13 protein-coding genes are annotated in these 13,084 nt (G+C 55.2%); 8 read left to right on the forward strand and 5 right to left on the reverse strand.

Translation table 11 applies throughout. The annotated features are described in order from the left end of the window. Positions 1-2: 2 nt before the first annotated feature. From BC777_RS16275 to BC777_RS16300, 6 genes are all read left to right on the forward strand, one after another. Positions 3-1,109 (forward strand): ABC transporter permease, encoded by a 1,107-nt coding sequence (locus tag BC777_RS16275; protein ID WP_100369249.1) that lies wholly within the window; start codon positions 3-5, stop codon positions 1,107-1,109. Next, on the forward strand, positions 1,090-1,512 hold the full coding sequence (locus tag BC777_RS16280) for a hypothetical protein (RefSeq protein ID WP_168769193.1): 423 nt from the start codon (positions 1,090-1,092) through the stop codon (positions 1,510-1,512). Before BC777_RS16275 ends, BC777_RS16280 begins: the two co-directional genes overlap by 20 nt. Next, positions 1,513-2,481 (forward strand): ABC transporter permease, encoded by a 969-nt coding sequence (locus BC777_RS16285; RefSeq protein WP_100369250.1) that lies wholly within the window; start codon positions 1,513-1,515, stop codon positions 2,479-2,481. It begins immediately after the preceding gene. Next, positions 2,465-3,271, forward strand: a complete 807-nt coding sequence (locus BC777_RS16290; protein WP_100369251.1) for a purine-nucleoside phosphorylase — start codon at positions 2,465-2,467, stop codon at positions 3,269-3,271. The genes BC777_RS16285 and BC777_RS16290 overlap by 17 nt, the downstream gene beginning before the upstream one ends. A 136-nt stretch (positions 3,272-3,407) precedes the next feature. Continuing rightward, positions 3,408-4,328 carry a sulfite exporter TauE/SafE family protein gene (locus tag BC777_RS16295; protein ID WP_100369252.1) on the forward strand — a complete coding sequence of 307 codons (921 nt, stop codon included), beginning with the start codon at positions 3,408-3,410 and terminating at the stop codon, positions 4,326-4,328. Further along, on the forward strand, positions 4,325-5,074 hold the full coding sequence (locus BC777_RS16300) for a TIGR02186 family protein (protein WP_100369253.1): 750 nt from the start codon (positions 4,325-4,327) through the stop codon (positions 5,072-5,074). Before BC777_RS16295 ends, BC777_RS16300 begins: the two co-directional genes overlap by 4 nt. Here the strand turns inward: BC777_RS16300 and BC777_RS16305 are convergent. The 5 genes from BC777_RS16305 to BC777_RS16325 all read right to left on the reverse strand — a co-directional run bounded on the left by BC777_RS16305 (position 5,071) and on the right by BC777_RS16325 (position 10,507). After that, positions 5,071-5,781 carry an SDR family oxidoreductase gene (locus BC777_RS16305; RefSeq protein WP_100369254.1) on the reverse strand — a complete coding sequence of 237 codons (711 nt, stop codon included), beginning with the start codon at positions 5,779-5,781 and terminating at the stop codon, positions 5,071-5,073. The two genes, BC777_RS16300 and BC777_RS16305, sit on opposite strands and share 4 nt — an antisense overlap. After that, complete coding sequence (locus tag BC777_RS16310) at positions 5,778-7,304, reverse strand: ATP-dependent DNA helicase (RefSeq protein ID WP_100369255.1); 1,527 nt, start codon at positions 7,302-7,304, stop codon at positions 5,778-5,780. Before BC777_RS16310 ends, BC777_RS16305 begins: the two co-directional genes overlap by 4 nt. Before the next feature lie 59 nt (positions 7,305-7,363). Beyond that, positions 7,364-7,579 carry a hypothetical protein gene (locus tag BC777_RS16315; RefSeq protein ID WP_100369256.1) on the reverse strand — a complete coding sequence of 72 codons (216 nt, stop codon included), beginning with the start codon at positions 7,577-7,579 and terminating at the stop codon, positions 7,364-7,366. 130 nt (positions 7,580-7,709) lie between these two features. Continuing rightward, positions 7,710-9,002 carry a crotonyl-CoA carboxylase/reductase gene (gene ccrA / locus BC777_RS16320; RefSeq protein ID WP_375342426.1) on the reverse strand — a complete coding sequence of 431 codons (1,293 nt, stop codon included), beginning with the start codon at positions 9,000-9,002 and terminating at the stop codon, positions 7,710-7,712. A 107-nt stretch (positions 9,003-9,109) separates the two neighbouring features. Continuing rightward, positions 9,110-10,507: a 1-acyl-sn-glycerol-3-phosphate acyltransferase gene (locus BC777_RS16325; RefSeq protein WP_100369257.1), complete on the reverse strand. Its 1,398-nt coding sequence runs from the start codon at positions 10,505-10,507 to the stop codon at positions 9,110-9,112. 137 nt (positions 10,508-10,644) lie between these two features. Here BC777_RS16325 and BC777_RS16330 point away from each other — a divergent pair, with 137 nt between their 5' ends. Together BC777_RS16330 and BC777_RS16335 are read left to right on the forward strand one after the other, a co-directional pair. After that, positions 10,645-12,612, forward strand: a complete 1,968-nt coding sequence (locus BC777_RS16330) for an ethylmalonyl-CoA mutase (RefSeq protein WP_100369258.1) — start codon at positions 10,645-10,647, stop codon at positions 12,610-12,612. A gap of 100 nt (positions 12,613-12,712) precedes the next feature. Then, entirely contained in the window at positions 12,713-13,051 is a 339-nt protein-coding gene (locus BC777_RS16335) for an H-NS histone family protein (RefSeq protein WP_100369259.1), read from the forward strand. The last annotated feature ends 33 nt before the right edge of the window (positions 13,052-13,084 follow it).

The following is a 13,084-nucleotide window of genomic DNA, read 5'->3' on the forward strand; positions in this document are numbered from 1 at the left end:
TCATGGACGTAATGCCAAAGTGGGCCGATGTTGTCCTGATCCCTGTGATTTCTATCCTGCTAGCTGCGATCTTATCGGCGCTTGTGATCCTCGCCATTGGTGAAAACCCTTGGGAGGCGCTCAAGCTGATGGTAGACGGGGCCTTGGGCTCGACCTACGGCTGGGGCTATACGCTTTATTACGCAACAAACTTCATCTTTACGGGCTTGGCCGTGGCTATCGCCTTTCATGCGCGCCTGTTCAACATTGGTGGCGAAGGGCAAGCATTGATCGGCGGCCTAGGCGTTGCAATCATCTGCCTTTTCATCCCGTGGCCGCACTGGACGTTTGCATTGCTTGGTGCTGCCATTGGCGCTGCACTTTTTGGCGCAGCATGGGCCGCCATCCCCGCCTTCCTGCAAGCCAAGCGCGGTAGCCACGTCGTGATTACCACGATCATGTTCAATTTCATTGCAGCCGCTGTCCTAAACTACTTCCTCATCGGCGCGCTTAAAGCCCCGGGGATGGAGCCTGCAACGGCTAAATTCCCCGAGGCCACGCATCTTCCGTCCTTTCAGGATATGTTCAATTTCGGCGAAACCACGTTCTTTCGTGGCGCACCCGCCAACATCACTTTTTTTGTCGCACTGGCCGCATGCGTCGCCCTCTGGGCGCTGATCTGGAAAACGCGACTTGGCTATGAAATCCGATCCTTCGGGCATTCGGAAACAGCCGCCAAATACGCGGGCATCAGCCCGACTAAAATTATCATGGTTGCCATGCTTATCTCAGGCGCTCTTGCCGGCATGATGGCCATCAACAACGTACAGGGCGAGGCCGAACGGCTGGTCCTGAACGCAGTGGAGGGGGCGGGCTTTATCGGCATCGCCGTCGCACTGATGGGGCGCAGCCATCCTTTCGGGGTGTTACTGGCGGCCCTTCTTTTCGGCTTTCTATATCAAGGCGGCGCAGAACTCGCCCTATGGACGTCGATCCCCCGTGAGCTGATTATCGTAATACAGGCATTGGTAATCCTCTTCACGGGCGCACTGGACAATATGGTGCGCATGCCGCTTGAGCGGCTTTTTCTATCATTGAGGAGAGCAAAAAATGATGGCAGGACAGTATAAAGTGGGTGTCGAAGATGACACCGGCGCAGACCTGGGCTTTGTGCTCAGTTGTCTGGCACTCGGCATGATCACAATGGAAGAACTGCACCAATGGGTGCATCATGTCATTGATCAGGCTCCAGCAGGCGATGTACCACCGCATCTTGTCGCACTACTGGCGTTACAAAAACCAACCAGCGTGCTGATGCCCGCCGAAAACGTGATGGCCAGGGTTCCACACGACCCTTTCATCACGGATGAGCGGTTTGATGCGATGCTGGGTTTGCAGTTTTTCCTGCGTAACGATCGTACGCAGGCTGTTGATATCACCCAAGCAGAGGCCGAAGCAGCCCTCAACCGCAATCCAGAGGTTGCGGATCGCTTCTTTACCCTCTTCCCATTTCTGTCGGAGAAAGCTGCCTAAATGGACTTCGCAACCCTTTTGCAGATGCTGGACGCAACCCTGCGTCTGGCAACCCCGCTTCTTCTGGCCTGCCTTGCAGGCCTCTATTCCGAGCGGGCCGGTATCTTTGATATCGGGCTAGAGGGTAAGATGTTGGCAGCCGCCTTCTTATCAGCCGCCATCGCTGCCGTGTCTGGCAGCGTCTGGCTGGGGCTTTTGGCGGGCATCGGCGCGTCTATGATCCTGTCCGCCGTGCACGGGCTGGCCTCAATCACCTTCCGCGGCAATCAATTGATTTCTGGGGTGGCGATTAACTTTCTGGCGGCGGGTTTGACAGTTGTTATTGCACAAAGCTGGTTCGCTCAAGGTGGGCGAACACCGCAGTTGACCGGCGACGCCCGCTTCAACCCCATCCAGTTGCCCTTGGCCGAGACGTTGCAAGACGTGCCAATCCTTGGCCCGATCTACTACGAACTGATTTCGGGGCATACGATTCTTGTCTATGTCGCCCTTCTTATGGTGCCGCTGACATGGTGGATTCTGTTTCGGACCCGGTTTGGCCTGCGCCTGCGGGCTGTGGGTGAAAATCCAGCTGCCGTTGATACCGCAGGTGTTTCCGTTATCTGGCTACGTTTCGCGGCCGTCGGTATCTGCGGCATCCTTTGTGGCATTGCTGGCGCCTACCTCGCCACCGCGCTACAAGCCGGTTTTGTGAAAGATATGAGCGCAGGTCGCGGCTTTATTGCCCTCGCCGCCTTGATCTTCGCCAAGTGGCGGCCGTGGTATGCGCTTTACGCATGCCTGCTTTTTGGTTTTCTGCAAGCCATGTCCTTGCGCTCAGACGTGATCGAAGGCGTTGTAGGCTTCCAGGTAAACGGCCAGTTCCTTGATGTGCTGCCCTACATCCTAACCGTCGTCATTCTGGCCGGTTTCGTCGGCAAGGCGATCCCGCCACGCGCCGGGGGCGAGCCTTATGTCAAAGAACGCTGAAAACCTCGCGGCACAGATCAGAGCAGCGACTGGCGGTGCTCCGGTACGTATTGGCCTCATCCTCGGCTCTGGCCTTGGGCATATCGCGAACGAAGTCGATGGTGTGGCGATCCCTTATGATAACCTGCCGGGTTTCCCGCACGCTGGCGTATCTGGCCACAACCCAAACCTCGTGATTGGTAACCTTGAAGGTGTCAGTGTCGCCGTCTTCGGAGGCCGGTCACATTACTACGAAAGCGGACGTGGTGATGCGATGCGCCTGCCGCTAGAGGTTCTGAAAGAACTTGGCGTTGATACGATGATCGCAACCAATGCTGCAGGATCCCTGCAGGCCGATATGCCAACAGGCTCAATCATGTGCCTGTCTGACCATATCAACTTTTCAGGGCTGAATCCTCTGATCGGCGAACTCACGGACGCGCGCTTTGTGCCAATGAAAGACGCATACGATCCCGAGGTCCGCAAAGGGCTACGTGCCGCCGCAAAAGCAGCCGATGTTGATATGGCCGATGGCGTTTACGCTTGGTACTCCGGCCCTTCGTTTGAAACCCCGGCCGAAATCCGGGCAATCAAAATGCTAGGCGCAGATGCCGTCGGCATGTCCACAGTTCCCGAAGTCATCCTTGCACGGTTCCTTGGCCTCAAGGCCGCCGCAATCTCAACCATCACCAATATGGCGGCTGGTATGAGTGACGAGTCGATCAGCCACGAACACACTAAAGCGATGGCCCCCATTGGGGCCGCCAAGCTGGAAAAGGTCTTGCGACACTATCTGCGGTCGATTTCGTAAGTCCAATGCTTTCGCACCCATAAGTCCACGTTGCGGAAATGCTGCGTTCGCAGCATATTTCCCCTCACATCATTTGACATAAACGCCTTATAGGTTTTTGGTGCACGCCAGAGGCACAAGCGCCCGGATTTAGTTCATGCAGATTTACCTCCCCATCGCCGAAATCTCGGTGAATATTTTCCTTTTGTTGGGGTTGGGCGGAATCGTGGGCATATTGTCGGGCATGTTCGGGGTCGGTGGTGGCTTTTTGATGACACCGCTTTTGTTCTTCATTGGCATTCCACCAGCGGTCGCTGTTGCGACCGAAGCGAACCAGATTGTAGCCTCGTCCTTTTCCGGTGTGCTGGCCCATTTGAAGCGCAAGACGGTTGATCTCAGGATGGGAACCGTCCTGTTGATAGGTGGTCTGATCGGTTCTGGCCTTGGTATTATCCTCTTCAACTACCTCAAATCGCTGGGGCAGGTCGAACTGCTGGTACAGCTTTGCTATGTCGTGTTCTTGGGCATGATCGGCTCTTTGATGTTCATCGAAAGCCTCAAGGCGATCCGCAACGCCTCTAAACCCGGTGGTTCCGTCCCAAAGCGCCGCAAGCACAACTGGGTACACAACCTGCCCTTCAAGATGAAGTTTCGGGTGTCGGGTCTTTATATATCGGTTATTCCGCCACTTATGGTTGGTGTCCTTGTCGGTGTTCTGGCGGCGATCATGGGTGTTGGCGGTGGCTTTATCATGGTGCCTGCAATGATTTACCTGCTGGGCATGCCAACAAAAGTGGTTGTCGGTACATCGCTGTTTCAGATCATCTTCGTGACCGCCTTCACCACAATGCTGCACGCGACCACCAACTTCACAGTTGATGTAGTACTTGCTGTTCTTTTGCTGGTGGGTGGCGTCATCGGCGCACAGATCGGCACACGCATTGGCGTCAAAATGAAGGCCGAACAACTGCGCATCTGGCTTGCGATTATGGTTCTCGCGGTTTGCGGCAAACTCGCCTTTGACTTGCTGGTCATGCCATCCGAGCTCTATTCGCTGGGCACAGGAGGCCACTCATGATCCGCCTCATCGCCCTGTTCGTGATGCTTGCCCTGCCCGCCAGCGCCGAAGAGATCGTGCTGGGCCTCAGCCGGGATCAGGTTTCGATCACCGCGACCTTTGAGGGCTCTGAAATCCTGATCTTTGGTGCGATCAAACGTGACGGACCGGTTCAGGCAGAGGGGGATCTTGGCGTCATTGTCACCGTGGCCGGCCCCGATGAACCAGTGACCGTGCGCAAAAAAGACCGGCGTTTCGGCATCTGGGTGAATAGCGCATCCGTCGACGTTGATGTGGCCCCCACCTTCTATGCTGTCGCCACGAACCGACCATTGTCGGAAATCCTAACCTTCACCGAAGACCTGAACACCCGGATCAGTACCGCACGCGCGATCCGGTCCGTGGGTGCGACCGTAGATAGCGCGCAAAACTTTACCGAGGCCCTTATTCGCATTCGCGAACAACAGGGGCTCTATCAGACCCTACCGACAGGCGTATCAGTTGTGGAAGACACCTTGTTTCGCACGCTGATCCCACTGCCCGCGAACCTGACTGAGGGCGACTACAAGGCCGAAATTTACCTGACACGGGGGCGCGAGATCGTCGATTTCTATGTGACCGATATCCCCGTTCAAAAGGTAGGATTGGAACGCTGGCTCTATAACCTCGCCCATGACAACCCGTTTCTTTACGGTCTGATGTCACTGTCGATCGCGATTGCAGCAGGTTGGGGTGCTTCTGCCGCGTTTAGTGTGTTCCGCCGTTAACCGCGCCCGATATGCGGCATCTTTGTCGCCATCACCATCATGGATTGGACATTCGCCTCTGGTGGCAGCGTGGCCATGTGAAAGACAGATCGCGCCACATCTTCAACCGCCATGCTTGGTAGCGGATCAAGCCCTTGGGCCGCGCGGGTCTTTTCAAGGTTCAACACCAGATCGGTGCGTGCATTGCCAATATCAATCTGTCCGCAGGCGATATCAAAGGCGCGGCCATCCAGAGACAGCGTCTTGGTCAGCCCACTCACACCATGCTTTGTCGCCGTATAACAGACAGAGCCTTCACGTGGGGTAAACGCAGAAATCGAACCGTTGTTGATGATCCGCCCACCCTGCGGGTTTTGCCTGCGCATCTGGCGAAAAGCGGCACGGGCGCAAAGGAACATACCGGTCAGGTTCACATCGACAACCTGCTTCCAATCATCCAGCGCAACCTCATCAATTGTTGTCTGCGGACCGAACATGCCAGCATTGTTAAAGAGCACGTCCAAATGCTCAAAACCCGCAAAGGCCCTATCAACTGCGTGCTCATCCGTCACATCGCAAGGCATCAAGACCGCATTCTCATGGGTGACCTCTGCCAAAGCATCTGCGCGCCGCGCGATGAGGCCAACACGCCAACCTTGGGTCAAAAAATACTCCGCCGTGACGCGGCCAATGCCGCTGCTTGCACCGGTGACAATGATTGATTTCATATCTCTTCGCTCTTCAATTCTAACGGCGCTGCGGGCACTTCGAGATCATCCACACGCAACGCACCCTGCGGACGCGCAAGGCGGTTTCGGACAACCCAACGCAGCTGCGTTTCCGCCCGCGTGATCGCGACATAAGCCAATCGCTTCCAGAGCGGTTGCCCGGCCTCTACCCGACCCATACGCGACGCTGCATAGATATCCGGGGCAAAGACCTGCACAGTGTCCCACTGCGATCCCTGTGCTTTATGAATGGTCACCGCCGCTCCATGCAGAAAGGTAGCACCCATCCTTGCCGCGAAAGGGATAAAGGGTTCTTCATCGCCCTCCTGTTCAATCTTCACAATGCTTGCCGCACTTACTTGCGGGTCTTCGGCACCCATCACATGCAGCCGCGAAAACCCCGGCTTACGCCCCGGCCCAAGATAGATCACCTGCGCGCCTTTGATCAGTCCGCGCGCTTCAAGATCAAGCCGCTTTTTGCGGTGCTTGAGCGGCAGCTCAATGCCGTCACAAATCAGCGGCTCACCTGTCAGCAACTCATCCCCCGGCGCGTCAAATGCAGCACGAAAGGCATGGATTAATCTGATCCGGGTGGCATTGCGCCAGACCAGACAAGGGGAACGCGCCATCAAATCTGCCTCAACCCGCTGGGCCATGACGACCCGTTCGTCGGCTTTCGATGCATCTTCTACCATTCGCTCAAAGGCATAAAAATCCAGCTGCGGATCGGCCAGCGCATGGGCAAGATCAAGGATCGGGTTGCCTGCATCCTGCCGGTGAATGCGGTTGAGTGTCAGGACCCGTGGTGCAGGCAGTGTTTCAAACACCATGCCGCCTGATGATTGGACGGGGGGCAATTGTGCCGGATCACCAAACAACAAAAGCGTGGGAAAAATCTCTTTGAGATCCTCGAACTGTTTTTCATCCAGCATCGAGCTTTCATCGACAAAACCAATATCCAGCGGCTCTTCACGCCGTTTCCAGCCGGTGATGAAATCGCTCCCCCGCAGCCCTGCCGCAGCCAGAGCGGCAGGCACCGACTTATTGGCCTGATAGGATGCAAAAGCCCGGTCCAAGGCGATTTCAGTCAGCCCCTCAATTTCGGGCTTTTCGCCCTGCCCGGCCAACCATTCAGCAACCTTTTCATATTCAGGATCATAGACCGGCGTATAAAGAATACGGTGGATCGTCGTCGCTGGCACACCATGGTTGCGCAATACGCTGGCCGCCTTATTGGTCGGTGCTAAAATCGCCAAGGTCCGCCGGTCCTTGCGTTTGCGCCCTTCCCAATCGCCAGAAATGACATCGACACCTGCCTGATCCAGCGCGTGATACAGCTTGGCCAGCAACATCGTCTTGCCGGAACCCGCCTTGCCGATGACCGCCATCACAGATGTCGTATCAGACTGCGGCGGTTGCAGCAGGCTATCATCAAGATCAATACCGGATTGGCGCAGGGCAATAGCAACAGTATCCCAGGCTTCGGCCTGATCTTCAGAAAATGTGATAGTGGGTGCATTCATGCTTGCGACTGTATCTATACGACACATGGGCCGCTAGCGCATTCGCAACAGGCGCGGTATCAGGTGCGGCGGATCATGCCCAGTTTGGTCGGGATACCAAGAACGCTATCCTGTTCACCACGCTTTTGCGAAACAGAAGCATCAGAATGCGAGGCAATCTCGACCTCTGCGACAAGCCCCGCTTCTTCCAATTGCGCAGAGAGGAGCGGCAAATCATTGTCACGCGCAAAACTGCGCAGATCGGCCAGCACATCGATGATCCAATCTCGTCCCATGCGCCACCGTCCCCATATTTCCTTAAAGAATGCTTAACAACCTATACGTGTGTAACGAAAATTCGTGTTTTTCGCAATAAAAAAGGGCGCGGTTGTGCCCAACCGCGCCGTGCTTGGGGATTGCGGCGCTTTACCGGTCGCGTGATGCCTCCAGCGTATCTTCGAACGTGCGTAACCCTGTCTTTGGAGCTTGCACCAACACAGACATATTGCCGGGTTTATGTTCGTTCCGACGCATCTTGGTATGGGCCGCAGGGATAGCACCCCAATCAAAACACTCGGACATGCATGGATCTAGACGCTGCTCAAGCATCAACTTGTTGGCGGCACTGGCCTGCGCAAGATGGGCAAAGTGGCTGCCTTGCAGGCGTTTCTGATGCATCCACATATAGCGAACATCAAATGTACAGTTGAACCCGGTGGTGCCTGCACAAATCACAACCATGCCGCCCTTTTTGCAGACCAGTGATGAAACTGGAAAGGTCGCCTCGCCGGGGTGTTCGAACACCATGTCAACGTTGACGCCTTTGCCGGTAATCTCCCAAATCGCCTTGCCGAACTTACGCGCCTCTTTCAGCCATGTGTTGTATTCAGGCGTGTTCACTGTAGGCAATTGGCCCCAGCAATCAAAATCGTTGCGGTTGATGACACCTTTAGCACCCAGCGACATGACAAACTCACGCTTGCTTTCGTCGCTGATTACACCAATCGCATTTGCGCCTGCCGTGTTGATCAATTGGATCGCGTAAGACCCCAGACCGCCAGATGCGCCCCAGACCAGAACGTTTTGACCGGGCTTCAGGTCATGTGGCTCATGCCCGAACAGCATGCGATATGCAGTGGCAAGCGTCAGCGTATAACAAGCACTTTCTTCCCATGTCAGGTGCTGCGGACGGTGCATCAACTGCTGGGATTGCACGCAGGTAAACTGCGCAAAGGATCCATCAGGTGTCTCGTACCCCCAAATCCGCTGACTTTCCGAATACATCGGATCGCCACCGTTACAGTGTTCATCGTCGCCATCATCCTGGTTGCAATGGATGACAACTTCATCGCCCACCTTCCAGCGTTTGACCTTGTCACCCACGGCCCAGACGATGCCGGCCGCGTCGGACCCCGCAATATGGAACTCGGCTTTATGAACATCAAAGGGGCTGATCGGAACGCCCAGCCCGGCCCAAACACCGTTGTAATTCACGCCAGCGGCCATCACGAGGACCAGAACCTCATTGCTGTCCGGCTTTGGTACATCAACAACCTCTAACTGAAACGCTTTGTCCGGCTCACCATGCCGCTCGCGGCGAATAGTCCAAGCGTGCATCTGCGCGGGTACGTGACCCATTGGTGGCATCTCTCCCACTTCATACAGGTCTTTTTCAGGTGCCGTGTAAGCCGTTTGGTCCAGGGCCATCTCAGTCTCCATCACTCAGGTTCCAGTGTTGCCGCACCGCAGAATCGGTCGGGTCGGAGATTGAATACGCCACATGAAAGTAACTTTGCAACCTTAATAAGTCATATTTTGTAATTTAATTACTCTGCAACTGCAGAAAAATCGCTCTCTGTTGCTGCAACTGCATCGAAATGATGCGCAATGGAGTTCGCATAGAAGGTCAGGATATTCTGTCCCAGTGCGGTGACCGCAATATTTTCGTCGGATGCTGTCACCAAGTTGCGCGCCCGCAACCGGCTCAACGCATCATGAACAACATCGTGCGCGTCCCGCTTTGGTGAAGGAAGCCCGCGATCTTTCAGCAACGCGATTGAACGACCAACCGATGCCTCCAACGCCTGCAAGCTAACCGGGGCCGTTTGCAAAATGTGCCGCGCGACCAATGGCACGCCAACAACGGGCGTAACATCCGCAATCCGTTTCATCAGCTCATTGGCGATCTGCTCGGTCAGGTCTTCGCTACCATCGGCATGGAATTTGGATAGCTCAAGCGGTTCACCGAAACTAACGGAGGCCACACCAAAGCCACGAAAGCGGCCTGTCAGCCGCAGACCCACATGGCGGGCAACCCGTAGGAGCACACCTAACAGCGGCGGCTTAAACTTGCGCGTCCCCGATTTGTCGGCGGCGATTAGGATCGTGTCTTCCAAAACGCGATCATAATTGACCGCGACCGGAACAAAGATCACCTCGCGTGCCTCAGGATCGAAATCGTCAACGATGTAATTGAGCAATCCCATCCGCGGCGGGGCCAACAACCCATTCAGACTTAACCCGCCTTCAGGAAACACCGCTTGGCTGACACCACCGCGCGTCGCCATTTGCACATAACGCGCCAAAACCTTACGATAAAGCGCACCCCGCGACCTGCGACGGATAAAATAGGCCCCCATTGCGCGAATGATTGCAGACAAGGGCCAAACCCGTGCCCATTCACCTACAGCATAAGACAGCGCACCTGCATTGGCGGCCAGATAAGTGACCAGCACATAGTCCATGTTGCTGCGGTGATTGATCACAAAAACCACGGCCGCATCAGGATCAATCTCTTCAAGACGCTTACGGTCGAACGTGCCTAGCTTGATCCGGTAAAGTGACTTCGACAGCCAACGCGCCAAGCGGATACCAATGCTAAAATAAGCAGTCGCAGAAAACCCCGGTACAATCTCTCTCGCGTAACGACGCGCTTGTTCAAAGGCTACATTCTCTGGGATCTTTTCCTTGTGCGCATGCTCAACAATCGCCTGCGTCACCTCCGGGTCGTAGATCAGCCGTTGGATCATGTCATAGCGGCGGGCGAGCTTGAATGGCTCGATTGGACGCTGCAACCGTTCATTGACCCGCGCGATCACACGTTCAGCGCGCTTACGGAAAAACCAGCGTACGGATGGAAACAGAAAATGCGATGCAAAGGTCACTGCGGCGAACAGGACCATAAGGACGAACACCCAGATCGGCATTGAAATCGTTTGCGTCATGGCCAGAGCGTGACAGGGAAAAGATCTCGCGTAAATCCCGTCATGCCGCGACGCAGCGAATTGACAGCGCCATAAAATGTCATATAGACATCCATTCGTGTAATTAAATTACGCAAAGTGATTCAGGAGATCCGCCCATGCCGCACCCGCAGAAAGACCGCCCTTGGCTGTTTCGCACATATGCAGGTCACTCGACTGCAGCGGCATCCAACGCACTCTATCGTGGAAACCTTGCCAAAGGGCAGACCGGTCTTTCCGTCGCCTTCGATTTGCCCACGCAAACGGGCTATGACAGCGATCATGTACTTGCCAAAGGCGAGGTCGGCAAAGTCGGTGTTCCCGTCAGCCATCTTGGCGACATGCGCGCACTCTTTGACGATATCCCGCTTGATCAGATGAACACGTCGATGACGATCAACGCGACTGCACCTTGGTTGCTATCCCTCTATATCGCGGTGGCCGAGGAACAGGGCGCGGACATAAGCGCGCTGCAAGGTACCGTGCAAAATGACATCATTAAAGAGTACCTCTCGCGCGGGACCTATATCTGTCCACCAGAACCATCCTTGCGCATGATCACCGACGTAGCTGCCTACACGCGCGAACACCTGCCCAAATGGAACCCGATGAACGTGTGTTCCTACCACCTGCAAGAGGCAGGCGCGACGCCGGAAGAAGAACTGGCATTTGCGTTGGCAACGGCCACCGCTGTATTGGATGATCTCAAAGGAAAAGTCCCGGCCGAGCATTTTCCGGCCATGGTTGGGCGCATTTCATTTTTCGTGAATGCCGGTATCCGTTTCGTCACTGAACTCTGCAAAATGCGCGCGTTCGTCGAATTATGGGATGAGATTTGTGCTGACCGCTATGGCGTCGAAGACGCCAAATACCGCCGCTTCCGTTATGGGGTACAGGTCAATTCACTAGGGCTGACCGAACAGCAACCTGAGAATAACGTCTATCGTATTCTATTGGAAACGCTCGCAGTGACGCTTTCCAAAAACGCCCGCGCACGCGCTGTGCAATTACCTGCATGGAATGAAGCGCTTGGCCTTCCCCGTCCTTGGGACCAACAATGGTCACTCCGGATGCAACAGATATTGGCTTACGAAACCGATTTGTTGGAATTCGACGATCTTTTCGATGGCAATCCGGCAATAGATCGCAAAGTAAATGAACTCAAAAACGGCGCACGTGCCGAACTCGCGCAAATTGACGGCATGGGCGGCGCAGTTGGTGCGATTACCTATATGAAGTCGCGCTTGGTCGAAAGCAATGCGGCACGCATTGCTGGGATCGAGAAAGGCGACACCACTGTAGTAGGTGTCAATAAATGGCAAACTGGCGAACCCTCACCGCTAACCGCCGGTGACGACGCCATCATGGTTGCTGATCCGCAAGCCGAAGCCGACCAGCTTGACCGCCTCAACGTCTGGAAGGCCAACCGTGATAACACCGCCGTGAAAGAGGTACTTGCCGCTTTGCGCGCCGCCGCCCAAGATGGCAGCAACATCATGCCGCCTTCAATTGCATGCGCGCGCGCCGGGGTGACAACAGGCGAATGGTCTGACGTCATTCGCAATGTGTTTGGACAATACCGCGCGCCCACGGGCGTTAGCAGCAACCCATCCAACCGCACGGAAGGGTTGGAAGACCTGCGCGAACAGGTTGATTTGGTCAGCACGGCACTCGGCCGTCGCCTGAAGTTCCTGGTCGGCAAACCGGGACTGGACGGACATTCAAACGGGGCCGAACAAATCGCTGCACGGGCACGCGATTGCGGGATGGATATTGATTACGAGGGTATTCGTCTGACACCAGAAGAAATCGTCACAGCCGCACAGAATGGCGATTGCCACGTGATCGGGCTTTCTATTCTTTCGGGGTCGCATATTCCACTTGTTCGAGACGTGATGCACAGATTGCGCGCTGCAGGGATCGCTCATATCCCGGTCATTGCAGGTGGCATTATCCCCGATGACGATGCAAATGAATTACGCGCCATGGGTGTTGCAAGGGTCTATACACCCAAAGATTTTGAATTGAACAAAATCATGGGCGATATCGTCACATTGGTTGACCCAAGGTTAGTTGCTGCCGAATAGGCGGCGATATCCTGCGCTTTTGTACAGCCATGCAAGAGTTAGGGGGTGAATTATTAATTCGATCAGTGTTATGCCCCCTAAATTACTTGGGAGTGAGCAAATGAAACCCGATCTGAAATCAATGACACGTAAAGAGCTGGAAAAGCTGAAGACCAATGTTGAGAAAGCATTGGTGAAATTGGCCGAGAAAGAGAAAAAGGCCGCACGGGCCGCCGCCGAAAAAGCCGCAGCATCGCATGGGTTCTCTTTGGCTGAGTTGACGGGCGATACAGCACCCAAGGCGGTCCGCAAACGGAAAGCGGGCCCAAAAACTGCCTCGGTGCCCAAGTACCAAAATCCGGCCAACGCCGATCAAACCTGGACCGGCAAAGGGCGTCAGCCAGACTGGTTCAAAGCCGCGATCAAATCTGGAACGTCCCCTGACGCCATGGAAATCTAGCTTCCCCCCCTTCGGAACACCGCCTAAACTGAG

Source organism: Yoonia maricola, assembly GCF_002797915.1.
GTDB classification, from domain to species: Bacteria; Pseudomonadota; Alphaproteobacteria; order Rhodobacterales; family Rhodobacteraceae; genus Yoonia; species Yoonia maricola.